At 67.1% G+C, this 24,553-nt stretch carries 19 protein-coding genes; 5 read left to right on the forward strand and 14 right to left on the reverse strand.

The genetic code is table 11. The features are described from left to right. Positions 1-73: 73 nt before the first annotated feature. Positions 74-922, forward strand: coding sequence for an SDR family oxidoreductase (locus tag CJ177_RS16560; protein WP_005251824.1), 849 nt, complete (start codon positions 74-76; stop codon positions 920-922). 21 nt (positions 923-943) lie between these two features. Here CJ177_RS16560 and atzF read toward each other — a convergent pair whose 3' ends face one another. The 14 genes from atzF to CJ177_RS16630 form a co-directional block, all read right to left on the reverse strand. Then, positions 944-2,689, reverse strand: coding sequence for an allophanate hydrolase (atzF, locus tag CJ177_RS16565; RefSeq protein ID WP_095868140.1), 1,746 nt, complete (start codon positions 2,687-2,689; stop codon positions 944-946). Further along, complete coding sequence (uca, locus tag CJ177_RS16570) at positions 2,689-6,339, reverse strand: urea carboxylase (RefSeq protein WP_095868141.1); 3,651 nt, start codon at positions 6,337-6,339, stop codon at positions 2,689-2,691. Before uca ends, atzF begins: the two co-directional genes overlap by 1 nt. Before the next feature lie 92 nt (positions 6,340-6,431). Continuing rightward, positions 6,432-7,871, reverse strand: a complete 1,440-nt coding sequence (locus tag CJ177_RS16575) for a short-chain fatty acid transporter (RefSeq protein ID WP_005251827.1) — start codon at positions 7,869-7,871, stop codon at positions 6,432-6,434. Positions 7,872-7,904: 33 nt separating this feature from the next. After that, a complete protein-coding gene (locus CJ177_RS16580; RefSeq protein WP_005251828.1) occupies positions 7,905-8,438 on the reverse strand; it encodes a carboxymuconolactone decarboxylase family protein in 534 nt (177 codons plus the stop codon). Then, the gene (locus tag CJ177_RS16585; protein ID WP_005251829.1) at positions 8,435-9,271 is read right to left on the reverse strand and encodes an SDR family NAD(P)-dependent oxidoreductase; all 837 of its coding nucleotides are present in this window, start codon (positions 9,269-9,271) and stop codon (positions 8,435-8,437) included. Before CJ177_RS16585 ends, CJ177_RS16580 begins: the two co-directional genes overlap by 4 nt. 99 nt (positions 9,272-9,370) lie before the next feature. Further along, positions 9,371-10,069 (reverse strand): GntR family transcriptional regulator, encoded by a 699-nt coding sequence (locus CJ177_RS16590; protein ID WP_095868142.1) that lies wholly within the window; start codon positions 10,067-10,069, stop codon positions 9,371-9,373. After that, positions 10,069-10,782 (reverse strand): urea ABC transporter ATP-binding subunit UrtE, encoded by a 714-nt coding sequence (urtE, locus tag CJ177_RS16595; protein WP_061041753.1) that lies wholly within the window; start codon positions 10,780-10,782, stop codon positions 10,069-10,071. The genes CJ177_RS16590 and urtE overlap by 1 nt, the downstream gene beginning before the upstream one ends. After that, positions 10,769-11,614, reverse strand: coding sequence for an urea ABC transporter ATP-binding protein UrtD (gene urtD / locus CJ177_RS16600; RefSeq protein WP_095868143.1), 846 nt, complete (start codon positions 11,612-11,614; stop codon positions 10,769-10,771). The genes urtE and urtD overlap by 14 nt, the downstream gene beginning before the upstream one ends. Further along, positions 11,611-12,729 (reverse strand): urea ABC transporter permease subunit UrtC, encoded by a 1,119-nt coding sequence (gene urtC, locus CJ177_RS16605; protein WP_061041752.1) that lies wholly within the window; start codon positions 12,727-12,729, stop codon positions 11,611-11,613. Before urtC ends, urtD begins: the two co-directional genes overlap by 4 nt. Then, positions 12,726-13,610: an urea ABC transporter permease subunit UrtB gene (gene urtB, locus CJ177_RS16610; RefSeq protein ID WP_005251836.1), complete on the reverse strand. Its 885-nt coding sequence runs from the start codon at positions 13,608-13,610 to the stop codon at positions 12,726-12,728. Before urtB ends, urtC begins: the two co-directional genes overlap by 4 nt. 44 nt (positions 13,611-13,654) lie before the next feature. Next, positions 13,655-14,908, reverse strand: a complete 1,254-nt coding sequence (gene urtA, locus CJ177_RS16615; RefSeq protein WP_005563339.1) for an urea ABC transporter substrate-binding protein — start codon at positions 14,906-14,908, stop codon at positions 13,655-13,657. A gap of 273 nt (positions 14,909-15,181) precedes the next feature. Beyond that, positions 15,182-16,594: an acetate metabolism transcriptional regulator RamB gene (gene ramB, locus CJ177_RS16620; RefSeq protein ID WP_005251841.1), complete on the reverse strand. Its 1,413-nt coding sequence runs from the start codon at positions 16,592-16,594 to the stop codon at positions 15,182-15,184. 138 nt (positions 16,595-16,732) lie between these two features. Next, positions 16,733-17,992: a formamidase gene (gene fmdA / locus CJ177_RS16625; protein WP_095868144.1), complete on the reverse strand. Its 1,260-nt coding sequence runs from the start codon at positions 17,990-17,992 to the stop codon at positions 16,733-16,735. A gap of 21 nt (positions 17,993-18,013) precedes the next feature. Further along, on the reverse strand, positions 18,014-18,373 hold the full coding sequence (locus tag CJ177_RS16630; protein WP_257014564.1) for a zinc ribbon domain-containing protein: 360 nt from the start codon (positions 18,371-18,373) through the stop codon (positions 18,014-18,016). Between the two features lie 332 nt (positions 18,374-18,705). Between CJ177_RS16630 and aceA the strand changes: the two genes are divergently transcribed. The 4 genes from aceA (at position 18,706) to CJ177_RS16650 (ending at position 24,552) form a co-directional block, all read left to right on the forward strand. Continuing rightward, a complete protein-coding gene (gene aceA / locus CJ177_RS16635; RefSeq protein ID WP_005251848.1) occupies positions 18,706-19,995 on the forward strand; it encodes an isocitrate lyase in 1,290 nt (429 codons plus the stop codon). 119 nt (positions 19,996-20,114) lie between these two features. Next, complete coding sequence (locus CJ177_RS16640; RefSeq protein ID WP_005251849.1) at positions 20,115-21,011, forward strand: 3-hydroxybutyryl-CoA dehydrogenase; 897 nt, start codon at positions 20,115-20,117, stop codon at positions 21,009-21,011. A gap of 123 nt (positions 21,012-21,134) precedes the next feature. Continuing rightward, positions 21,135-23,429: a 5-methyltetrahydropteroyltriglutamate--homocysteine S-methyltransferase gene (metE, locus tag CJ177_RS16645; RefSeq protein ID WP_061041749.1), complete on the forward strand. Its 2,295-nt coding sequence runs from the start codon at positions 21,135-21,137 to the stop codon at positions 23,427-23,429. An 82-nt stretch (positions 23,430-23,511) separates the two neighbouring features. Beyond that, positions 23,512-24,552 (forward strand): NAD(P)-dependent alcohol dehydrogenase, encoded by a 1,041-nt coding sequence (locus CJ177_RS16650; protein WP_025433158.1) that lies wholly within the window; start codon positions 23,512-23,514, stop codon positions 24,550-24,552. Position 24,553 lies beyond the last annotated feature (1 nt).

Consider the following 24,553-nt stretch of genomic DNA (forward strand, 5'->3'; position numbering starts at 1 on the left):
TACTAAAAATTAGTGCATGATGGAAAGTGAGCTTGAATAGTCAACTCGCACCACTACGCGCTAGGAGTTCGTCATGACCATTGCCGTCACAGGAGCAACCGGACACCTCGGTCGACTCGTCGTCGAGGCACTGCTAGACAAGGGCGTACCCGCGGGCGACATCGTCGCCGTGGTCCGTACCCCCGCCAAGGCCGCAGATCTCGCCGACAGGGGCGTAGAGATCAGGCAGGCGGACTACAGCGATCGCGCCGCGCTCGAGACCGCCTTCGCCGGCGTCGACAAGCTGCTGCTCGTCTCCGGCAGCGAGGTCGGTCAGCGGGTTGCCCAGCACACCAACGTGATCGACGCCGCGAAGACCGCCGGCGTCGGCTTCGTCGCCTACACCAGCGTCCTCGACGCACAGAACAGCCCGATCGGACTGGCCGTGGAACACCGCGCCACGGAGGACCGCCTGACGCAGTCCGGAATCGACTTCGCGCTGCTCCGCAACGGCTGGTACTGGGAGAACTATCTCGGCAGCATTCCCGCTGCGGCGGAGACCGGTGCGCTGTTCGGCAGTGCCGGAACGGGTGTCGTCGCCGCGGCTGCCCGCAAGGACTACGCCGAGGCCGCCGCCACGGTCCTGCTCGCCGACGGGCAGGCAGGCAAGGTGTACGAGCTCGGTGGCGGCGAGCGCCTGACGTACAGCGAACTGGCGGAGGTCGTCTCCTCCGTCCTCGGAAAGCCGGTGTCGTACAAGGACCTTCCGCAGGCCGAGTACGCCGCGGTGCTCGAGGGCGCCGGCCTGCCCGCACCGATCGCGAGCATGCTCGCCGACTCCGATGCGGGAGTCGCAGTCGGCGCCCTCGACACCCAGAGCGGTGACCTGCAGCGGCTGATCGGCCGCAACTCGACCCCGGCCGCCACCGCCCTCGCCCCGTGAGTACTTGTTGACCGCCCGCGGTTAAGAAGTACTCACAGGCCGCGAAGCGGCAAGGTAGGCAACCCAACTGCCGAATTCGGTGATGTCGGTGGCTCCGTCGACCGCGTCGTGGGTGCAGCTGAAGCCGACCACGGCCCGGCCGTCGGACAATTCGACGCTCGTCAGCGCCATCGGGGCGGGCAGAGCGGACAGGAAGCTGCCCAGGCCTGCGGGTGACACCCGGAACAGTTCGCCGACGATCTCGGATCCCAGGCCTGGACCGCGGCGGACGAGGCCGGGTTTCGGCGGTGTCGTGGCAAGCGCGGTGAGCCGGTACGCGTCGGTGGTGGTGACGGTGTCGACGAATCGTGCGCCGATGTCCTCGAGCTGGAAATGCAGGGGCTGCCCGCGCAGGTGGGCTCCGAATACGGCCAGTTCGACACCGTCCTCGACGAGGGCGGGCGCGGGCACGCCGACGAGCCGGGCGGCGAGGTCCACGGCCACCTGGTCGGCGAACGCCGGCACCACGAACATGACACCGAACGGTGCGCCGGTGGCGGTCGGGGCGCCCGGGACCGCGACGGCCGCCATGTCGAGCAGGTTGCAGAAGTTCGTGTATGTGCCCATCCGCCGGTTGATGTCGATCGGATCCGCCTGCACGGCAGCGATGGTCGGGTGTTCGGTGGTGGTGGGCAGCAGGAGGCCGTCGAAACCGGCCATCAGGTCCCGCGTCTGCGCCTTGACGCGGGTGAGCGTGTCGAGGTCGGCGGCGAACTCGTGGCCGGCCGGTGTCCTCGCCGACTCGACGATGGCCGTGACCACGGGATCGGCGCCCGCCGGTGCGGTGTCGAGGAACTTCCCGACAGCGGTGTACCGCTCGGCGACGACGGCGCCGTCGTACAGCAGGCGGGCGGCGTCGAGGAGCGGCGAGATGTCGACCGCCTCGACGGAGAAACCCCGGTCCGTCAACGACGCCACCGTGGCGACGAATGCCGCGCGGTACTCCGGTGTCAGCAGGACGAGATTCTCTTCCGCGGGAATCGCGACCCTCGGCTGCGCGGGCGCCGCCAGGCGGACATCGGACGGCCACGCGCGGCTCCGCGGGTCCGCGCTCACCGGGCCCGACATGATGCGGGCGGCGGTCACCGCCGTGTCGAGTTCGGTGGCGAAGACGGTGACGCAGTCGTAGTCGACGCAGGCGGGAACCACACCGTCTGCGGGGATGATGCCGAGCGTCGCCTTGATGCCGACGAGACCGTTGAACGCGGCCGGAACCCGGCCGGATCCGGCTGTGTCGGTGCCGATTCCGATGTCGGCGATGCCGAGGGCGACGGCGACGGCGGAACCCGAACTGGAACCGCCCGACACCCGTTCGGGATCCCACGAGCACCGGACGGCGCCGTACGGACTGCGTGTCCCGACAAGCCCGGTCGCGAACTGGTCGAGGTTCGTCTTCCCCAGCACGACGGCGCCCTGTTCGACCAGGCGGCGCACGGCGCTCGCGGTGACGTCGGGGAGGTAGGCGAACTCGGGGCATGCGGCCGACGTCGGCAGTCCCGCGACGTCGATGTTGTCCTTGACCGCCACGACCTTGCCGGCCAGGGGGAGGTGCTCGCCGGCGTCGAGACGGGCCTGCACGGCAACGGCATCCGCGTGCACGTCCTCGGCGGGCCGCAGGGTGATCCATACCTCCGGGCGGTCCACCTCGGCGATCCGCCGGAAGGCGTCCTCGACGCGGGCGGTGGGGGAGAGAGTGGTCTGTCCGCGGTTCACGGCATCGACAGTCATCAGTTTTCTGCTCCAATCACGACGAGAGGGGTGCCCGGTTCGACGATCGCGCCCGGTGACACGAGGACTTCGAGGACTGTTCCGGACGTGGTGAACGCGACCGGCATCTCGAGTTTCATCGCCTCGAGGACCACCGCGTTCTGGCCAGGTTCGATGCGTTGCCCGGCTTCGACTTCGACGCGCCACACGCTCCCGACCATGGGGGCCTCGACGACGACGGCTCCGGGTGGAAGTTCGCCCCGCGCGGGCGGTTCGGGGGTGGGTGCCTGTTCGACGCGGTCGAATTCGCCCGACGCATGCCACGCCGACTTCTCGGCCTCGAAAGCCGCGGACTGCCGGGAGTCGAACTCGGCGATGGATTCGGCGTTGTTCCGCAGGAACTTCAGGTGGTCGGCGAACGCGAACGTGCCGTCGGAGATCTCCGCGTCGAACCGCCCCGCGACCGCCTGCTCGCGGTATTCGCGCAGCTGCTCCGGGGTGACGGGTTCCCACACGATGCGGTCGAAGAACCGGAACATCCAGGGTGTGCCCTCGTCGAACGGGCGGTGCTGCCGGTACCCGGACCAGATCGGGACGGTGCGGCCGATCAGCTGATACCCGCCCGGCGACTCCATGCCGTAGACGCACAGGTACTTGCCGCCGATCCCGACGGCGTCGGACGGCGTCCAGGTGCGTGCCGGGTTGTATTTGGTGGTAACCAGACGGTGCCGCGGGTCGAGCGGCACGGCCAGGGGCGCGCCGAGGTAGACGTCGCCGAGCCCGAGGACCAGGTATTCGGCGTCGAACACGGCGTTCCGGACGTCGTCGACGCTGTCCAATCCGTTGATGCGCCGGATGAACTCGGTGTTCGACGGCAGCCACGGCGCGTCGGCGCGGACACCGCTGCGGTAGCGGTCGATGGCCTCCGCGATGGACGGGTCGTCGAACGACAGCGGCAACCGGACGGTGCGGCTAGGGACCACCAGATCGTGCGTCGCGGGCAGCAGTTCCTCGATGTCCTGGAGGATGTCCAGCAACCGGCCGGCCGGAAGTTCGTCGGCATCGAAGTGCAGGTGCAGGGAGCGCACCCCCGGAGTGATGTCGATGATGCCGGGAACGCGGCGTCGGACCAGCGCTTCCGACAGTGCGTGGACGCGCATGCGGAGCCCGAGGTCGAGTTCCCGGTCGCCGTATTCGACGAGGATGTTGTCGTCGCCACCGCGGAGGTACACGACCTCCGGTCGGTCCAGTACGGGCGCGATCCGGCGGAGGACCCCGCCGTCGGACACCGTCGACCGGGTGGCCGCGGGCGGAACATCCAGTCGTCGAGACGAATCCGACGCCCGCAGCGAGTGCGCGCCGTTGTCGGAGACCGGGAGGAAGCGTACCCGGTCACCGGGGCGGATCTGCCCGAGTTTCCACCGGTGGGCCTTTACCACGGTGAGGGGGCAGGCGAAGCCGCCGAGGCTCGGGCCGTCGGGTCCGAGCAGAATCGGGGTGTCGCCGGAGACGTTGAGGGCGCCGACGCTGTACGGGTTGTCGTGCAGGTTCGACGGATGCAGCCCGGCGTCGCCGCCGTCGGTCCGGGACCAGACCGGCTTGGGGCCGTCGAGCCGCAGTCCGGTGCGGTTGGCGTGCGTCTGGACCTTCCAGGTGGTGTCGTAGAACTGCGCCATGTCGGAGTCGGTGAAGTAGGCGGGCGCCGGCTGCGGTCCCTCGGTGACGGCGAGATGCCACACGTGCGTGAACTCGGGACGCGAGTCCTCCGGGACGGGATGCGGTGCGCCGAGACCCGTGGTGTTCTCGAACAGCGAGTCGTCGAAGAGGCCCAGCACGTCACCGGTGGTGACGGCCTTGCCGGTGATGCCGCCGAACCCGCCGAGCGTGAACGTGGACGCGCTGCCGTGGTACAGCGGAGCGTCGATGCCGCCCCGGAACGCGACGTACGTGCGCAGGCCCGTGTCCGCCGGGGTGCCGACGTCGAGTACGGACCCGGCCGGCGCTTCCACCGGTTCCCACAGGGCGATCGGTTCGCCGTCGAGCGTGACCGGGGCGTCGGCGCCGCCCACACAGATCACCGTGGCGTCCGAGAGCACGAGGCTCGGCCCCTGCAGGGTGCATTCGAGCCCCGGTGCGCCGACTGGATTGCCGACCGCGGTGTTGACCAACTGGAACGACAGGTCGTCCATCGGTCCCGACGGCGGAATTCCGACCTCCCACAGTCCGATTCGGCCGGGATGGTCCTGCACGGTGGTCATCGTCCCGGCGCGGAGCACGTCGGCCCGGCGGCCGGTGGGCCGCAGATCGGCCAGCGACTGTGTGGTGTGCTCGGCGCCGAGCACGGTGTCGGCGGCGCAGATCCGCCGCAGCTGGGGCAGGTTCGTCTGGACCCCGTAGATGTGTGTGTCTGCGAGCGCTTCCGCGAGGGCGGCGAACGCCGCTGTGCGTCGGTGTCCGCGGGTGATCACCTTCGCGAGCATCGGGTCGTAGTAGGCGCTCACCTCGGTGCCCGTGTCGACCCACGTCTCGACCCGCGTGTGGGCCGGGAACTCGACCCCGGTGAGTCGTCCGGCGCTGGGACGGTAGTCGTGGCCGGGGTCCTCGGCGTAGATGCGGGCCTCGACGGCGGTTCCCCTGATCTCGGGTCCGGAGTCGGGCAGCCCGTCGAGCATGGAACTGTCTCCGCGGGCGAGCCTCAGCATCCACTCGACGAGGTCCACCCTGGTGACCTCCTCGGTCACCGGGTGCTCGACCTGCAGTCGCGTGTTCATCTCGAGGAACGACGCCTCGCCGCGGTCCACGTCGTAGACGAACTCGACGGTTCCCGCGGACCGGTAGTTCACCGACGACGCGAGACTGCGGGACGAGCTGAGCAGTTGTTCCACCACGTCGTCGGAGAGCCCGGGCGCCGGGGCCTCCTCGACCACTTTCTGGTTGCGGCGCTGCAGTGAGCAGTCGCGGGTGCCGAGGCTCAGCGTGCGGCCGAGGCCGTCGCCGAACACCTGCACCTCGACGTGCCGGGCGCGGGCGACGAACCGTTCCAGGAACACCCCGGACGAGGAGAAGTTGGCCTGGGCGAGGCGCTGCACGCGGTCGTAGGCGTCGCGGAGTTCCGCGGCGTCGAAGCACGCCTGCATGCCGATGCCGCCGCCACCACCGACCGCCTTGATCATCACCGGATAGCCGATGTCGGAGGCCGCGGACAGGGCGTCGTCGACGGAGTCGAGGAGCCCGCTACCCGCGACGAGCGGGACGCCGACGGCGCGGGCGGCCTCGCGTGCCGTGTGCTTGTTCCCGAACGTGCGGAGCTGTTCGGGGGTGGGGCCGACGAACGCGATCCCGGCGGATTCCACCGCCGCGGCGAACGCGTCGTTCTCCGACAGGAAGCCGTAGCCGGGATGAATCGCGCCCGCGCCCGTCGCCAGGGCGGCCTCCACGACGGCGTCGGCCCGCAGATACGACTCGTGGGCGGGAGCCGGACCCAGGCGGACGGCGACGTCGGCCATCTCGACGTGCGCGGCAGCCGAATCGGCGTCCGAGTGGACCGCAACCGTCTTCAGTCCGAGGAGGTGTGCCGATCGCATGATGCGGCAGGCGATTTCGCCCCGGTTCGCGACGAGCAGAGTGTCGAAGGAGTACTCGATCGGCGGCGTATTCATCCCTGTGGACATGGTTGTATACGCTAAGGAGGGGGTGTTTCACCGAGATTTCTCGAGGTAAAGCGTGGGTTAGTAAGACCTCTCACGGCCTGCGCGAATCGGGATCACGGTGAGGACGGCTGTACCGGGGGCACGAACTCGAACGTCGTTCCGAGCAGCCACACCAGGAGCAGGACCACCGGCAGGTGGAACATGAACTGCAGGAACGTGAATCCCACCAGATCGCGCGCCTTGAGCCCCAGCACTGCGAGCAGGGGCAGCATGAAGAACGGGTTGATCAGGTTCGGCAGGGCCTCGGCGACGTTGTACACCTGGACCGTCCAGCCCAGGTTCATCCCGACATCGGTGGCCGACTGCATGACGTAAGGCGCCTCGACCAGCCATTTTCCGCCTCCGGACGGCACGAAGAGGCCCAGCACGACCGTGTAGAGGGCGATGACGACGGTGAAGCCGCCGCCGCTGCCGATGTTCGTGAAGAACTCGGCCAGGTGCTCCGAGATGGTGAGGCCGTTTCTGCCCTCGGCCTTCGTGAGGATCGCGGCCATCGCGGCGTACAGCGGGAACTGGACCAGGATGCCGGCCGTCGCCGGGACGGCCAGCGCGACGGCTTGCAGGAACTTGCGCGGCGTCCCGTGCAGCACCAGCCCCAGCATGAGGAAGACCAGCAGATAGGCGTTCAGGCTACTGACGACGGTGAGCACGGGTTTGGTCACCAGCTGGGAGATCAGCCACCCCAGCGTCATCAGACCGGCCAGCGCCGGCAGGATCCGGCTGTATTCGAGCCACTCTCCCGGTCGCGTTCGGGGAGCCACCTCCTTCGGCCGGTCGTCGAGGTCGACGTCCAGATCCTGGGCGGTGGTGACGGCCGCGCCCCTCGGTGCGGAGAAGTGGGCGATCACCACGGTCAGGGCGATGATGATCACGCACATCAGCAGCGACTGCCAGGTGAAGATCGTGGTCCCGAAGTCGAGGACGCCGGTGATCTCCAGCAGCGCCGGAGGTAGGGATGCGGCGGTGGCCTGCAGTTGCGCGGCGGACGAGGACATGCCGAGCGCCCACACGGCGCCCAGACCCATGAAGGCCGCAGCGCCGAGCGCACGGTAATCCACTCGCAGGTCGGATCGGCGGGCGATCGCCCGGGCGAGCAGCCCGCCGAACACCAGACTGAGCCCCCAGTTCAGGAAGGAGACCGACATGGACAGGAATGCGACGAAACTGACTGCGGTGCGCGCCGACTGAGGCACCAGGGCCAGGCGATCGATCAGCCGGGCGACCGGCGGGGACGTGGCGACGACGTATCCGGTCAGCACCACCATGGCCATCTGCAGGGTGAACGCCGTCAGATCCCAGAAACCGTCACCGAACGCGTCCACGACCGTCTGCGGAGACGAACCGTTGGCCAGTGCGGCCACCGAGACGACGAAGACGCCGACGAGCGCGAAGACGTAGGCGTCCGGAAACCATTTCTCCGTCCAGCCGGCCAGCGACTGCGCGACCCGCGCCAGTCCCTTCTCGGAACGGACCTCGTCGGTAGCGGATGTCATGCGGCCGTTCCTCTTCTCTACGCGATGCGGAACCTACGAATAGTCGCGTTCGATCCTCAGAGTCCCGATGGTGGTGGCCAGGGCGTCGTACTGGGTCACCAGAAAGCAGAATTCGATCATCCTGCGGTCGTCGAAGTGGGTGCTCAGCGCCGACCACGTGGCATCGTCCAGGTTGTCGGTGGCGACGAGTTGGTCGACGGCGGTGAGGATGGCACGGCGGCGCGCGTCCCAGCCCTCCGCGGCGGGACCTTCCAGCACCTGGTCGAGGAGCGCCGGGGTGACGCCCGCCCGGCGTCCGAGGCGCACGTGGTGGTCCATCTCGTAGCCGCACTGCCGCAGGTGTGCCACCCGAAGGATGATCAGTTCGGTCTCGTACCGGGAGATCTGCCCGCCCGGCATGAGCTTGCCGGAGTACTGCAGCCACGCACGGAAGAGGCCCCCCGTGCGGCCCACCGTGCTGAACAGATGTGCGTCCGGCACACCGGCGACACGGGAGATGATTCGCCACAGCACCCAGTTGACGGGGCCGAGTTCCTTCAGGCGTCCGGGTGGAATGCGTGCGGTCACGCCGCCCCCTCTCCTTCTACTCGTCCCCTTGCGGGAACGGCTGCGTGCGCGCGTAGTTCGATCGAACGGGTCATCTCCGTGGCCCGAAGTGCGAGCATACGCACAGAATCCGTCCCGGGTACCCGGGACGGCGCGTATATCCGATTCTTCCGCCCCGCGATTCCCCGTTCGAGTGCGTCGACCGCCACCGTGATCGAGGAGGTCCGGGTCAGTGCACTGCCGCGGGGTGGGGGAACCGCGAGGCCGTCGAAGTCGATCAGGGTCCGGTCCGTGTCGATCTCGCCGAGCCGGGCGATACCGACCCGGGTCCCCAGCGGTTTCATCTCTTCCCGCAGGGCCCCGCCGAGTTCCTCGGCTCCGCCTCTCGTGGCGCCGTGCACGCCGCGCAGGGGGCTGAACGTCGTCGACGACGCCACGACGAGTGCGTACCCGTTGCGGTGGCCGATGTACGGTCCCGCGGCCCGCAGCGTGTGATACGTCCCCATCACGTTCACCTCGATGGCATACCGCATCACATCCGGATCGCCTTCGACGATGTGCGCCGGGGGCGTCACGCCCGCGTTGGCGACGACGACGTCGAGGCCGCCGAGCCGGTCGGCGAGGTAGTCGAACGAGTCCTCGACGGCTCGCCGGTCGCGGATGTCGCATCGACGCCACGGCGCCCGGCCGCACGTGGTGGCCGTCTGTTCGAGGAGTTCGGGTTCGAGGCCGAGCAGCCCGACACGGGCGCCCCGCTCGTGAAGTCGTCTGGCGAGTCCGGCGCCGATACCCCGGGCTGCCCCGGTGATCAGGACGCGGCGTCCGACCAGATTCTCTTCGAGAGTGCGTGACATGAAGCGAGTTCCCAACCTGTGTTACCGAGCGGTAGCAAGACGCTAGCACCCGCTCGGTTCGTTGGTGGGAAAAATGTCCAACCGAGTTGGACAACTGTCTCAATCCCGGATCGCCCAGGCCATCCGTGCGAGGGAAAGTGCCTGTTCAGCGCGCTCGATGACCACTTCACGCGACTCGCTGATATGCGCGAGCAGCGTGTCGTACGCGGTATCCAGCTTGCCGTCGAGGGCGAACTCGGCCACCGAGATGTGCTCGTCGATGGTGGCGCTCATGCGGTCGGGGGTGAGGTAGTCGAACATCCGGACCGGCCGCACCTTGGCGTTCACGTTGACGAGCGCATCGGACAGCGCCCGGTTGCCGGCCGACCGCAGCAGAACGGTGTGGAACTGCTCGTCGAGCGCCACGAACCCGGCGTCCGGCTCGGGGTTCTCCTTCCGCAACGCGTACCACCGGTCGAGCTCGGGTCCCAGGACGTCCGGGTCGTGCGACAGCGACTCGTCGGCGCGCACCCGGGCGATCCCCTGGAGTTCGAGCGTGATGCGCAGTTCGTACAGTCCGGCCAGCTCGTCGATGCGGGGGCGGTACGGAAACAACCCACCCACGTCGCGCTGGACGAGTCCGTCGGCGAGGAGCCGGGCAAGGGCCTCCCGCACCGGCGTCCGGGACACCCCGTAGGTGTCGGCGAGACGCTCCTCGCCGAGACGCTGTCCCGGTGGGATCCGGCCGCTCATCAGGTCGGTGCGCAGCGACAGATACACCTGATCGCTCAGGGAGCCGGCCGGTTCTCGACGTGCCATCAGATGGCCATCGCCGCGCGGACGTCGGAGACCGCGGTACGGACGTCGGAATCGGGTGCGGCACCACCGGCGCCGGAGGACGTGACCCGCCCCGACTCGAGGACGTAGTAACTCTCGGCGGATTCGAGCGCGAACCCGATGTGCTGTTCCACCAACAGGACTCCGAGCCCGCCCCGGCGGGTGAGTTCCACGATGGTGCGCTCGATCTCGGCCACGACGGACGGCTGAATGCCCTCCGTCGGTTCGTCGAGGATCAGCATCTTCGGTTCCGTGATCAGGGCCCGCGCGATGGCGAGTTGCTGACGCTGCCCGCCGGACAGGAGACCGGCACGCCGGTCGAGCAGGCCGCGCAAAGCCGGGAACAGATCCAGCACCTCGCCGACGAGTTCCTTTCCGCGCTTGCGGCCGTCGGCCACCACCTGAAGATTCTCCGCGGTGGTCAGCTGACCGAACGACTGCTGGCCCTGCGGCACGTAGGCGAGGCCGCGCGCCACTCGGGCGCTCGGCCGCAGCGCCGTGACGTCCTCGCCGTCGAACACCACCCGCCCGGAGTCGACCTTGATCAGTCCGACCGCGGCCCGGAGAAGCGTGGTCTTGCCCGCGCCGTTGTGTCCCATCACCGCGGCCACACCGTCCGACGGGACCGTCAGCGAGACTCCGTGGATCACTTCGGTTCGGCCGTACCCGGCCCGGATGTCGTCAAGCTCGAGCATCGCTGTCCTCCTTCGAAACCTCGGGCTGCAACTCGGGGGCGGCGCCGGCCGCGGCGGTCCCGAGGTACACCTGCTGCACACGTGGGTCGGCCTGCACCTGCTCCACGGTTCCCTCGCTCAGCACCGTCCCGGCGTGGAGCACGGTCACCGACGTCGCGAACGCGCGCATGAAGTCCATGTCGTGCTCGACCACCACGACGGTCCGCTCACCGCCGATGCGGCGCAGCAGGTTTCCCGTCTCGTCGCGTTCCTCGTGGCTCATGCCGGCCACCGGCTCGTCGAGCAGCAGGACGGAGCAGTTCTGCACCAGCAGCATCCCGATCTCGAGCCACTGCTTCTGCCCGTGCGCGAGGATTCCCGCCGGGGTGTCGCGGAGCTTGCCGAGACCCGTGACGTCGAGTGCCTCCTCGATGGCGGGGAGCACCGTCTTGCGTCGGCGCAGCAGTGTGAGTGCCGAACGGCCGGCGCCCGCCGCGATGTCGAGGTTCTGGAGAACCGTCAACTCCTCGAACACGCTCGCGGTCTGGAACGTGCGGCCCACGCCGAGGCGGGCGATGCGGTGCACCTTCTTGCCGATCAACTCCACACCGGATTTCGTCACCGAACCCGTCGCGGGGACGAGCCCGGTGATGGCGTCGACGAGAGTGGTCTTGCCGGCGCCGTTGGGGCCGATGAGGAACCGCAGGTCGCCCTGCATGAGGGTGAGGTCGACGCCGTCGACCGCCTTGAAGCCGTCGAAGCTGACCCGAAGGTCCCGCACCTCGAGGTACTCGCTGGACATTCCGGCGTTGCCGCCGAGCACGGGTTCCTTGGCCGTGGCAGGAATCGTCATCGCGCCATCTCCATTCGTTCCGTCGCCTCGGTCTCGTCCTCCGGCCCAGGCGGTGCCGGCTGCTCGGACGACGCCTTCTTCTTCCGCTTCAGCAGCGCGAACAGCCCCGCGACACCGGCCGGGAAGAATCCGACGACCACGATGAACAGCAGGCCCTGCGCGTAGATCCAGCCGGACGGGAACGACTCCGAGAACGCGCTCTGCGCCCACGCCACCCCGATGGCGCCGAGGACGGGACCGAGGAGCGTGGAGCGTCCGCCGATGGCCACCCCGATCAGGAACGCGATCGACGGGACGATCCCGACGTCGGCGGGGGAGATGATGCCGACGATCGGCACGAACAGCGCGCCCGCGACGCCCGCGAAGAATGCGGCCGTCACGTAGGCGACGAGTTTGATGTTCGCCGGGTCGTACCCGAGGAAGCGGACCCGCTCCTCCTGATCCCGGACCGCGACGAGCAGTTCGCCGTAACGGCTGTTCATCAACTGCCGGGTGACGGCGACGACGGCCAGCAGCACGCCGGCGGCGATGAAGAACAGCATCTGCTTGTTGGCCGGATCATTCAGGTTGAAACCGAAGAACGTGCGGAACCGGTTGAGGCCGTTGCTTCCTCCGGTGCTCTGCTGACCCACCAGCAGGATGGCGAACGCGGCGGCGAGCGCCTGGCTGAGGATCGCGAAGTAGGCGCCCTTGACGCGGCGCTTGAACACGCCGAGCCCGAGGACGAACGCCACCAGCGCCGGGATCAGCAGGATTCCCAGGATCGTCACGATCGGCGACGTGAACGGCACCCAGTAGCCCGGCAGTTCCCGGATGCCCGCGATCTGCATGAAGTCGGGCACGGTGTCGCCGCGGAGTTCGGCGTCGGCGATCTTCAGGTGCATCGCCATCATGTAGGCGCCCAATCCGAAGAACACACCCTGGCCGAGGGTGAGCATGCCGCCGCGGCCCCACGCCAGGCCGATACCGACCGCGACGATCGCGAAGCACAGGAACTTGCCGAGCAGACTCAGCCGGAAGTCGCTGAGAACCGCGGGGGCGACGACGAACAGAAGCAGCGCGGCCAGTGCGAATCCCGCCCACGCGCGGTAGCGGCCACTCGTCAGGATGCTCATACGAGACTCCTCGTCTTGACGGCGAACAGGCCCTGCGGTCGAACCTGGAGGAACACCACGATGACCACGAACACGATGACCTTGGCGATCGACGCCGTGGTCGAGTACTCGACGAACGAATTGAGGATGCCGAGTGCGAACGCGGCGATCACCGCGCCCTTCATCTGACCCAGGCCGCCGACCACGACCACCAGGAACGCGTCGATGAGGTAGCTCTGCCCGATGGTCGGGCTCGTCGAGCCGATCAGGGTGAGCGCCACACCCGCGACACCCGCCAGACCGGAACCGATGAAGAACGTCGTCACATCGGTTCGGCGACTGGAGATCCCGCTCGTCTCCGCGAGGTCGCGGTTCTGCACGACGGCGCGGATGCGGCGTCCCATCGGGGACTTCTGCATCGCCAGCGACAGTGCGACCACTGCCACGACGGCCAGCACCAGGATGAACAGGCGCGTCTTCGGCACCACCGCGCCGAGGATCTCCACACCGCCGGAGAGCCACTCCGGTGCGGCGACGTTGACGGCGGGCGCACCGAAGACGTCCCGTGCCAGCTGCTGCAGGATCAACCCCACACCGAACGTCACCAGCAGCGTGTCCAGCGGCCGGTGGTACATCCGCTTGACGAGGGTGACCTCGAGGAGGACGCCCATCGCGCCACCGACCACGAAGCCGACGAGCAGAGAGATGAACAGAGAACCGGTGGCGCTCGACACCACCTGCTGCACCACGTACGCCGTGTACGAGCCGGCCATGATGAATTCGCCGTGGGCCATGTTGATGACGCCCATCTGGCCGAACGTCAACGACAGCCCCAACGCCGCCAGCAACAGGATCGATCCGATACTCAACCCGGTGAACAGCTGTCCGATCACTACATCCATCGATGTATGTCCTCTCTCTTCCCTCGTGCTCGTCGGACCGTGTTCTAGCTACCCAGCGACTCGGCCCACGGGTAGGACTTCAGGTACGGGTCCGGCTGAATCGGGGTGCCCGAATCCCAGACCGTGTAGATCAGGCCGTCGTTCCGGATCTCACCGATGCGCGCGGTCTTGGTGATGTGGTGGTTGGACCCGTCGATGGTGACCAGGCCCTCCGGTGCGGCGAACGTGACGCCGTCCGCGTTGTCCTGGATGTCCTTGGTGGCGAACGAGTTCGCCTTCTCGACGGTGTTCTTCCACAGGTACACCGACGTGTACGCGGCCTCCATCGGGTCGGACGTCGGCTTGTTCGCGCCGTACCGGGCCTTGTAGGCGTCGACGAATTTCTTGTTCTCCGGCGTGTCGATGGTCTGGTAGTAGTTCCAGGCCGTCAGCTGGCCCTCGATGTTCTGGACACCGATGCCGCCGACCTCCTCCTCGGCGATCGACACGGACACCACGGGCATGTCGGCGGGCTTCAGGCCGACGTTCGCGTACTCGCGGAAGAACGCGACGTTGGAGTCGCCGTTCAGGGTGTTGAAGACGGCGTCCGCGTCCGCGGAGCGCACCTTGTTGACGATGGTGGAGAAGTCGGTGGAGCCGAGCGGTGTGTAGTCCTCGCCCTTGATCTCGATGCCGTTGGCCTCCGCGTACGCCTTGATGATGCGGTTCGCGGTCTGCGGGAACACGTAGTCGCTGCCCACCAGGTACAGCGACTTGACGCCCTTCTCCTTCAGGTAGTCGAGGGCGGGCACGATCTGCTGATTGGTGGTGGCGCCGGTGTAGAAGATGTTCTTCGAATCCTCGAGCCCCTCGTACTGCACGGGGTAGTAGAGCAGCGAGTTGTTGTCCTCGAACACCGGCAGCATCGCCTTGCGGCTCGACGACGTCCAACCGCCGAACACGGCTGCGACGCAGTCACTGCTGATCAGCTTCTCCGCCTTCTCGGCGAAGACGGTGGGCTCCGAGGCCCCGTCCTCCGCGACGATCTGGATCTTCTTGCCGAGCACGCCGCCCGAGTTGTTGATCTCGTCGACCGCGAGCGCGATCGAATCCCGGACGGTCACCTCGCTGATGGCCATCGTGCCGGACAGCGAGTTCAGTGACCCGACCTTGATCGTGTCCCCGGAGGTGTCCACACAGGACGCCGCGGTGGACTCGCCGGCCGTGTCGGACGCCTTGCTGCCACAACCGGTCAGCACGAGCCCGATGGCGGCGAGCGCGGTCGGTGCAGCGAGGGCGCGCTTGGAGAAGGTGCGCATGTACGGGCCTTTCCGTCGGAGGACTTGGGGACCTCCGCAACCCGGGACATGTATGCGCCCCACGTATACAGAGGTGTATTCGTGGGGCGAACATTAAGCGGCCGTTGTTGCGTCTGAATGTCTGTCGGTGACGTGTTCGTGACGCGAATTACGGTTACGTGAACAAGCGCTCACAGTGCCCCCTGCGTGGCCGGATGCTGCTGCCGCTGCGGCCAATGTCACACCGGTTCAGTCGGATTGAACCGATGTGACATCGGACGACCCAGCGAGGGGTCAGCGGATCAGGTACGGGGAGACCGAACTCTGATGCTCGCTGATGTCGAGTTGCTTGCCGAGCGGCGGGAACGCGCGCTGCGGGCAGTTGACGCGCTCGCACACCCGGCAGCCGGCGCCGATGGGGGTGCCCGGGTTGGAATCGTCGAGGTCGAGACCGTCGCCGTAGACGAGGCGGTGGGCGTGCCGGATCTCGCAGCCGAGCCCGATCGCGAAGATCTTGGCGGGCTGACCGTAGCGCTGGGCGCGACGTTCGACGGTGCGGGCGATCCACAGGTACCGGCGGCCGTCCGGCATCTGCGCGATCTGGTTCATGATCTTGCCGGGGTACGCGAACGTCTCGTACACGTTCCACAGCGGGCACGTGCCCCCGCTGGTGGAGAAGTGGAACCCGGTGGCGGACTGCCGCTTCGACATGTTCCCGGCCCGGTCGACGCGCACGAACATGAATGGCACACCGCGCAGCTTCGGACGCTGCAGCGTCGAGAGACGGTGACAGATCGTCTCGTAGCTCACCGAGTAGAACGCGGAGAGCCGCTCGATGTCGTACCGGAAGTCCTCGGCCACGTCGTGGAACTGGCCGTAGGGGAGCACCGTGGCCGCAGCGAAGTAGTTGGCCAGCCCGAGCCGGGCGAGCGCAACGGACTCGTCGCTCGTGAAGCCGCCCTCCGCCACCAGCTTGTCGAGCAGGTCGCCGTATTCGAGGAACGCAAGCTCGGTCGCGAACTTGAACACCTGCTGGCCGCCCGACAAATGCGGCGAGATCTCCAGCAGCCGGGATTCGGGGTCGTACCGGTGCAGGACGTTCTCGCCCAGGTCGATGCGCCTGACGATCTGCACGTCGTGGACGGTCTGCAACCTGCGGGCGATCTCACCGCCGACATCGCCGCGGTGGAATCGCATGCGCGCGGTCAGTTCCTCCGCCGCCGTGTCCAGTTCGTGCAGATAGTTCTGCCGCTGATAGAAGTAATCGCGGACCTCTTCGTGCGGCATCGTGATCGAGCCGCTGCCGCTGCCGTCGCTGTAGCGGTCCTCCGTGGCGAGAGCCAGCTGCGCGGTGGTGTTGCGGAAGCGGCGGTGCATGTTGACCATCGCCTTCGCCAGGCCCGGATGCGACGCCACCATCTCCGCGATCTCCTGGGCGTCCGCGTCGATGCCCATCTCCTGGTCCAGCGCCACCTCGCGCATCTCCGCGATCAGGCGCGTGTCGTCCTGGGAGGAGAAGAACGTGGTGTCGACGCCGAACACCTCGCTGATCCGCAGCAGCACCGGCACCGTCAGCGGCCGGACGTCGTGCTCGATCTGATTGAGGTAGCTGGCGGAGATCTCCAGCGTCTTCGCCAGCGCCGCCTGGCTCAGTCCACGCTCGGTTCGGAGCTGACGCAACCGGGTGCCGACGAAGGTCTTGGACATACGGCAATGGTACCGGCGCAGGTCAGATGTGCGAACGGAACCTTCGCAAGATTTACTCGCGCGGGTCGGGACGCGGTGACGCGGGGCGAACGTACCTCTGGGCGCACTGGAGGCGCTGAAAGGTACATTCGCCCGCGCTCAGGCCTTGTTCTCCGAGCGCGGCGCGCCGACGCCCGGGTCGATCTGGAACGGTCCCGACGCGGACGGTGCGACGGGGAAGTCGAACATCGCCGTCGGCAGGTACACCGTCGAGCAGGAGTTCGGGATGTCCACGACACCGGACAGCCTGCCCTCGATCGGTGCGGCGCCGAGCAAGAGGTAGGCCTGCTCGGGGCTGTACCCGAACTTGGTGAGGTAGTCGATCGCGTGGAGACACGCCCGCTGGTAGGACAGGTGCGAGTCGAGGTACTTCTGTTCCCCGTCGAGGGTGACGGACGTTCCGGAGAACGCGAGCCACTCCGAATACCGCGGGTCCGTGTTACCGGGCATGAAGATCGCGTTCTCGGACACGCCGTACGTGTCCATGCCGCGCTTGATGATGTCGACGCGCAGGTCGATGAAGCCGCCCATCTCGATGGCGCCGCAGAACGTGATCTCGCCGTCGCCCTGGGAGAAGTGCAGATCGCCGACGGACAGGTTCGCGCCGTCGACGAATACGGGGTAGAAGACGCGGCTGCCCTTGGTGAGGTTCTTGATGTCCTGGTTGCCGCCGTTCTCGCGTGGGGGTGCGGTGCGGGCGGCCTCGCCGGCGACGCGGTCGAAGTCGGCGCCCGACAGGGACCCCAGGACGGCGTCCTGCGGTTCGGGCGGCAGGGCGAGTGGGGGAACCCGGCCCGGGTCGGTGGCGATGAGCGCGCCCTCCCTCGCGTTCCACTTCGACAGGAGGGCGGCCGACGGCGCTGTGCCCATCAGTCCGGGGTGGACGATGCCGGTGAACGAGACGTGCGGGACGTGCCGCGACGTGGCGGTCTGCCCGGAGAAGTCCCAGACGGCCTTGTAGGCGTCGGGGAACTGCTCGGTGAGGAATCCGCCGCCGTTGTGGCGGGAGAAGATCCCCGTGTACCCCCAGCCCTGTCCGGCCAGCGGGCCGGAATCCTCCTGTGGGATGGGTCCGACGTCCAGGATGTCGACGATCAGCAGGTCGCCGGGTTTCGCGCCCTCCACGGCGAAGGGGCCGGACAGTGTGTGGACCGTGGTGAGGGGCGCGTTCAGGATGTCGTCGGCGGAGTCGTCGTTGTGGATGGCGCCATCGAACCATTCACGGCAGTGCACGCGGAAGGAGTCGCCCGGTTTCACCGTGACCGCGGCCGGGATGTCGGGGTGCCAGCGGTTGTGGCCGACGATCGCCTGATCGGTGAACTTCTTCGAGGAATCGAGCGGAAACAGCAGTTCGGGCATGTGCGCTCCTTCGGTGGCCGGTCAGGGACGTGGAAGTCGGCGGTGCAACGGGTTGTTCGTGAGGGGTGAACGACCGGCCGTGGTCCGGTGCGGCGGACCGGTCACGACGTCCGGTTCGTGAGCCGACGCCTTGGTGCTGTCGAGGAGGTTCATCGCGGACGACGACCCGTGTCCGAGTCGTGGCGAGGACACGCGCCGGACGGCGTCGCGGTTGCACCGGGGACAGCGGGTGATTCCGGGTACGTCGGCCATGGGGAACGACTGCTCGAACGGGCCGCAGTCTTCGGCGCATCGGAATTCGTACAGCGGCATCGTGGTGCCCTTCGCCGGAGGAGACCATTCGAGGTCACGGTAACCGACCCGATTGGTGATTGCAGTCACAACGGGCGGGTCTACGGGTGTGCCGCGGCGGGAAGGCGAGGGTCGCAGGGGCGGAAATATCTGTGTACGACGAGTTGCGTGCATTTGGTTCACCACCTGCGACTTTTTGCTACTGGCGAGTATTTTTCCTCTCCGATCGGGCAGGTATGGCGCCGAACTTTCTTAACAGTCTTTGCAAAGCGGTGTGAAAAGCTAGCCAAGATTGGCATTAGCAACAGGTAGACGGCACTTTTTGCTTGTGTCATTCTCGGTAAGTACATACGAAGGGCCTGGCAAGGATGTGAAGCAGTACATCCGTACCGGACCAGCAGATCGAAGAGAGTGGAGTCTTGATGTCGACCACCGGCACCCCGAAGACCGCAGCTGAAATCCAGCAGGATTGGGACACCAACCCGCGCTGGAAGGGAGTAACCCGCAACTACACGGCGGAGCAGGTCACCAAGCTCCAGGGCACCGTTGTCGAAGAGCAGACCCTCGCACGCCGTGGTTCCGAGATCCTCTGGGACCTCGTGAACAACGAGGACTACATCAACTCGCTGGGCGCGCTGACCGGTAACCAGGCCGTTCAGCAGGTCCGTGCAGGCCTCAAGGCCATCTACCTGTCCGGCTGGCAGGTCGCCGGTGACGCGAACCTGTCCGGACACACCTACCCCGACCAGAGCCTCTACCCGGCCAACTCGGTCCCGCAGGTCGTGCGCCGCATCAACAACGCGTTGCTGCGCGCCGACGAGATCGCCAAGGTCGAGGGCGACACCTCCGTCGACAACTGGCTCGCCCCGATCGTCGCCGACGGCGAAGCGGGCTTCGGTGGCGCGCTCAACGTCTACGAGCTGCAGAAGGCCATGATCGCGGCCGGCGTCGCCGGTTCGCACTGGGAAGACCAGCTCGCGTCGGAGAAGAAGTGCGGCCACCTCGGTGGCAAGGTCCTCATCCCCACGCAGCAGCACATCCGCACCCTGACCTCGGCTCGCCTCGCGGCCGACGTCGCGGACGTTCCCACCGTGGTCATCGCCCGCACCGATGCCGAGGCCGCGACCCTCATCACGTCCGACGTCGACGAGCGCGACCAGCAGTTCCTGGACGGAACCCGCACCGCAGAGGGCTTCTTCGGTGTCAAGAACGGCATCGAGCCCTGCATCGCTCGCGCCAAGGCCTACGCCCCGTACGCCGACCTCATCTGGATGGAGACCGGCGTGCCGGACCTCGAGGTCGCCAAGAGGTTCGCCGAGTCCGTTCGCAGCGAGTTCCCGGACCAGCTGCTCGCCTACAACTGCTCGCCGTCCTTCAACTGGAAGGCGCACCTGGACGACTCGACCATCGCGAAGTTCCAGAAGGAGCTCGGCGCGATGGGCTTCAAGTTCCAGTTCATCACCCTGGCCGGCTTCCACTCGCTCAACTACGGCATGTTCGACCTCGCCCACGGCTACGCCCGCGAGGGCATGACCGCCTTCGTCGACCTGCAGGAGCGCGAGTTCAAGGCCGCCGAGGAGCGTGGCTTCACCGCCATCAAGCACCAGCGTGAGGTCGGTGCCGGCTACTTCGACAGCATCGCCACCACGGTCGACCCCAACACCTCGACGGCTGCTCTGAAGGGCTCCACCGAAGAGGGTCAGTTCCACTGAGTCTTGTCCTCCAAGGCTTCGACCGATCAAGGTTTCACCTGATCAACCCGCCCCCGGGGAGGGGCCTGTAACAGGGCCCCTCCCCGGGCGACGACTCCACTAGACGAAAAGGAGCTGACGTGACCAGCGAAAAGATTCAGCGCGTCGGCGTGATCGGCGCCGGGATCATGGGTGCCGGAATCGCAGAGGTGTGTGCTCGCGCGCACGTCGATGTTCTGGTGTTCGAGCAGACCCGCGAGCTTGCGGCGGCGGGGCGTTCGCGCATCCTGCGTTCGCTCGACCGCGGAGTGAGCAGTGGCAAGATCACTGAGCGGGAACGTGAGCAGGCCGCCTGGCGGCTGCGGTTCACCTCCGACCTCGGTGATTTCGCGGACCGGCAGCTCGTCGTGGAGGCCGTCGTCGAGGACGAGAAGGTGAAGAGCGAAATCTTCACCGAGCTCGATCAGGTCGTGACGGATCCGAACGCCGTGCTGGCGTCCAACACGTCGTCGATCCCGATCATGAAGCTGGGCATCGCCACGAAGTCCCCGGAACGGGTCATCGGGATGCACTTCTTCAACCCCGTTCCGGTGCTTCCCCTCGTCGAGTTGGTGACCACGCTCAAGACGAGCAAGTCGGTGTCCGAGCGGGCCGAGGCCTTCGCCAGCGATGTGCTGGGCAAGCAGGTCGTCCGTTCCGCGGACCGTTCCGGATTCGTCGTCAACGCCCTCCTGGTGCCGTACCTGCTCTCCGCGATCCGCATGGTGGAGTCCGGGTTCGCCACCAAGGAAGACATCGACAAGGCAACGGTTCTCGGCCTCGCACACCCGATGGGTCCGCTCGCGTTGACCGACCTGGTGGGCCTGGACACGGTCAAGTCCATCGCCGACTCCATGTACGAAGAGTTCAAGGAGCCCCTGTACTCGGCGCCGCCGCTGCTGCTTCGCATGGTCGAGGCCGGGCTGGTCGGAAAGAAGTCCGGCGCGGGCTTCTACGAGTACGGCGACAACGGCCGTTTCAGCAAGAAGGCCAGCTAGCAGGTAGGTAGGCGACTACACCTGTGCGCCTTTCACGACCACTGGCGGTTGTGAGAGGCGCACAGGTGCATCGAGCCCAGAGGCATTCTCAGCCACTGGACTGAGCCCAGAAAGGTCGACCGCATGTCCAGCACCGCAGCATACGGATCCAGCATCCTGGGGTATCCCCGCATCGGACCTCGCCGCGAACTCAAGCGTGCTCTCGAGTCCTACTGGCACGGCACGAGCACGAAGGAAGAACTCGTCGCCGTCGCCCGAGACCTCCAGGAGGAGACGTGGAGTGAGCTCGCCGCGACCGGTCTGACCCAGGTCCCGGGCAACACGTTCTCCTACTACGACCACGTACTCGACAATGCGCTGCTGTTCGGTGCCGTGCCCGAGCGGTTCGAGCCGCTCGAGAATCAGCTCGATCCGCTGGACTTCTACTTCACGCTGGCGCGCGGCCGGCCGGACTTTCCGCCGCTCGAGCTGGTGCGGTTCTTCGGCACCAACTACCACTACCGTCAGCCCGAACTGGACGAGAACACCGAGTTCGCGCTGCGGTCCGAGACCGTGATGGACGAGTTCGCGCGGGCGAAGGCGCGCGGGATCGAACTGCGTCCCGTCATCCTCGGCCCGGTGTCGCTGCTCCTGTTGTCGAAGGTCGGTCCGACGTCGAAGCGGCACGGCTTCTCGACCCTCGACCTGCTGGACAGGGTGCTGCCGGAGTACGAGCGGTTGTTCGAACAGCTCGCGAAGGCCGGCGCCACGTGCGTCCAGTTGGACGAGCCGTCGTTCACCGAGGACCGCACACCGGAAGAACTGGCCGCGCTGGCCAAGGCGTACGAGAAGCTGTCGCACGCACCGCTGCGGCCCCGAATCCTCGTCACCGGTCCTTACGGGCATCTCGGGGAGGCGCTCGCCATCCTCGCCTCCACCAAGGTGGAGGCTCTGGGCCTCGATCTCGTCAGTCACCGGCTCAGCGCCGACGAGCTGGCGAAGATCCCGGGCATCAAGCGCAAGCGCATCTACGCCGGTGTGGTCGACGGCCGCAACGTGTGGCGCGTCGACCGCTACAACACGCTGACGTACCTGAACACGCTGAAGGACGTCGTGCCGGATCTCGTGGTGTCGACGTCGACGTCGTTGCTGCACGTGCCGTACGACGTGTTGTCCGAATACGACATCCCGGGTGATGTCGCGGACCGGCTCGCGTTCGCGAAGCAGAAAGTCGGCGAGGTGGTCTCGCTGGCCAAGGCGCTCACCGAGGGTCCGTCCGACAAGTGGCGCAAGCGTCCCACGTCGGTGCACTTCAAGCTCAAGCACGCGGTGCGCGCACGGGTCAACGCGATCAAGCCGGGCGACCGCCTCCGGGTGCCGTACGAGGAGCGGCGGGTCGCCCAGCAGGAGCGACTGAACCTGCCGCTCGTTCCGGCGACGACGCTGGGCTCGTTCCCGCAGACGGACGCGATCCGGCAGGCCCGGTACGAGCTGGGTGAGGGACGCCTCGAGTGGGAGGAGTACTACAAGCGGATCCAGGCCGAGATCGAAAGCACGATCCGGTTGCAGGAAGACATCGGTCTCGACGTCTTCGTGCACGGTGAGCACGAGCGCAACGACATGGTGCAGTACTTCGCGGAGCTTCTCGAGGGGTATGCCTTCACCCATAACGGGTGGGTGCAGGCTTACGGCTCGCGGTGTACACGTCCGCCGATCCTCTACGGGGACGTGTCGCGGCCGAAGCCGATGACCGTCGAGTGGATCTCGTACGCGCAGTCGCTGACGGACAAGCCGGTCAAGGGCATGCTCACGGGTCCGGTGACGATGATCGCGCGGTCGTTCGTCCGCCAGGATCAGCCGCTGTACGAGACGGCTGATCAGTTGGCGCTGGTGATCCGTGACGAGATCGCCGACCTCGAGGCGGCGGGTATCGCGATCATCCAGGTCGACGAGCCGGCGATCCGGGAACTGCTGCCGTTGCGCGAGAACGGCCGCGAGGCGTATCTCGAGTGGGCGGTCGACGCATTCCGTCTCGCGACGGGCGGGGCGAAGCCGGAGACGCAGATCCACACGCATATCACGTACACGAGCCGGGCGTCGGTGGTCGACGCCATCGAACGGCTCGATGCGGACGTGACGGCGATCGTGGCGACGCGCTCCATCACGTGGGTTCTCGATGCCATCAAGGAGCGGGCGCTGACCCACGGTGTCGGTCCGGGTGTGTACGAGAGCCGGTCGGCCCGGATTCCGGACATCGACGAGTTGGACGAACTGCTCACGGAGGCGAGCGAGTCGGTGTCACTCGAACGGTTGTGGGCCAACCCGGACGGCGGACTGAAGACGCGTCACTACTGGCAGCTCGAGCCGTCGCTGCGCAATATGGTGGCGGCCGCGAAGCGTCTCCGCAGGCGGGCCGAGAAGGAAGAATCCGAGGCCTGATTTCGCAGGCGTGTTCGGGGTCACCGCGTCTACGGTGGCCCCGAACGTGCGTTCGGTCGTGCAAACATGTAGGCATGTAAGCATGGTTACCGCAGCCGCATATGCAGTCACGTCCAGCGAAGGGGCCTTCGAGAAGACCGCTATCGAACGCCGCGAGCTCGGACCGCTCGACATACTCATCGAGATCAAGTTCGCCGGCATCTGCCACTCCGACATTCATACCGCCCGCAACGAGTGGGGCAGCACGCACTATCCGGTCGTGCCCGGTCACGAGATCGCGGGCGTGGTGAGCGCGGTCGGTTCCGACGTGACGAAGCACCGGGTCGGCGACCGGGTCGGTGTCGGCTGCTTCGTCGACTCCTGCGGCGAATGCGACGCCTGCCGGGCCGACGAGGAGCAGTACTGCGTCAACCGGGTGACCGGCACGTACAACGCCAAGGGGCGCGACGGCGAGTGGACGCAGGGCGGCTACTCGACGCACATCGTCGTGACCGAACGATTCGTCCTGTCCATCCCCGACGGCCTGGACCTGGACGTCGCGGCGCCGCTGCTCTGCGCGGGGATCACGCTGTACTCACCGCTCGCGCACTGGGGAGCCGGACCGGGCAAGAAGGTCGCCGTCGTCGGGATGGGCGGCCTCGGACACGTCGGTGTGAAGATCGCGCACGCGATGGGAGCCGAGGTCACCGTGCTCAGCCAGTCCCTCGGCAAGAAGGACGACGGCCTGAAATTCGGTGCCGACCACTACTACGCCACCTCGGATCCGAGCACATTCACGCAGTTGCGCGGAAAATTCGACCTCATCGTCAACACCGTCTCGGTGAATCTCGACATCGACGCGTACATGTCGATGCTCGCGATCAACGGAACGCTGGTCGAACTGGGGTTGCCGGAGAAGCCGATCGAGGTGCGCGCGTTCAGTCTCGCGGCCAACCGTCGCAGCCTGGCCGGTTCGATGGTGGGCGGCATCGCTCAGACGCAGGAGATGCTGGACTTCTGCGCCGAGCACGGTATCGGTGCCGAGATCGAGGTGATCTCCGCGGACGAGATCGACGGCGCCTACGACCGCGTGGTCGGCAGCGACGTGCGGTACCGATTCGTGATCGACACGGCAACGATCTGAC

The sequence above is a fragment of the Rhodococcus sp. ACPA1 genome, from assembly GCF_002300195.1.
Classification (GTDB): Bacteria; Actinomycetota; Actinomycetes; order Mycobacteriales; family Mycobacteriaceae; genus Rhodococcus_F; species Rhodococcus_F opacus.

Bases quoted from the DNA above. Each gene is read 5' to 3' on its own strand.
- CJ177_RS16560 (WP_005251824.1), top strand. From the start codon at position 74: ATGACCATTGCCGTCACAGGAGCAACCGGACACCTCGGTCGACTCGTC.
- atzF (WP_095868140.1), bottom strand. From the start codon at position 2,689: ATGACTGTCGATGCCGTGAACCGCGGACAGACCACTCTCTCCCCCACC.
- uca (WP_095868141.1), bottom strand. From the start codon at position 6,339: ATGTCCACAGGGATGAATACGCCGCCGATCGAGTACTCCTTCGACACT.
- CJ177_RS16575 (WP_005251827.1), bottom strand. From the start codon at position 7,871: ATGACATCCGCTACCGACGAGGTCCGTTCCGAGAAGGGACTGGCGCGG.
- CJ177_RS16585 (WP_005251829.1), bottom strand. From the start codon at position 9,271: ATGTCACGCACTCTCGAAGAGAATCTGGTCGGACGCCGCGTCCTGATC.
- CJ177_RS16590 (WP_095868142.1), bottom strand. From the start codon at position 10,069: ATGGCACGTCGAGAACCGGCCGGCTCCCTGAGCGATCAGGTGTATCTG.
- urtE (WP_061041753.1), bottom strand. From the start codon at position 10,782: ATGCTCGAGCTTGACGACATCCGGGCCGGGTACGGCCGAACCGAAGTG.
- urtD (WP_095868143.1), bottom strand. From the start codon at position 11,614: ATGACGATTCCTGCCACGGCCAAGGAACCCGTGCTCGGCGGCAACGCC.
- urtC (WP_061041752.1), bottom strand. From the start codon at position 12,729: ATGAGCATCCTGACGAGTGGCCGCTACCGCGCGTGGGCGGGATTCGCA.
- urtB (WP_005251836.1), bottom strand. From the start codon at position 13,610: ATGGATGTAGTGATCGGACAGCTGTTCACCGGGTTGAGTATCGGATCG.
- urtA (WP_005563339.1), bottom strand. From the start codon at position 14,908: ATGCGCACCTTCTCCAAGCGCGCCCTCGCTGCACCGACCGCGCTCGCC.
- ramB (WP_005251841.1), bottom strand. From the start codon at position 16,594: ATGTCCAAGACCTTCGTCGGCACCCGGTTGCGTCAGCTCCGAACCGAG.
- fmdA (WP_095868144.1), bottom strand. From the start codon at position 17,992: ATGCCCGAACTGCTGTTTCCGCTCGATTCCTCGAAGAAGTTCACCGAT.
- aceA (WP_005251848.1), top strand. From the start codon at position 18,706: ATGTCGACCACCGGCACCCCGAAGACCGCAGCTGAAATCCAGCAGGAT.
- metE (WP_061041749.1), top strand. From the start codon at position 21,135: ATGTCCAGCACCGCAGCATACGGATCCAGCATCCTGGGGTATCCCCGC.
- CJ177_RS16650 (WP_025433158.1), top strand. From the start codon at position 23,512: ATGGTTACCGCAGCCGCATATGCAGTCACGTCCAGCGAAGGGGCCTTC.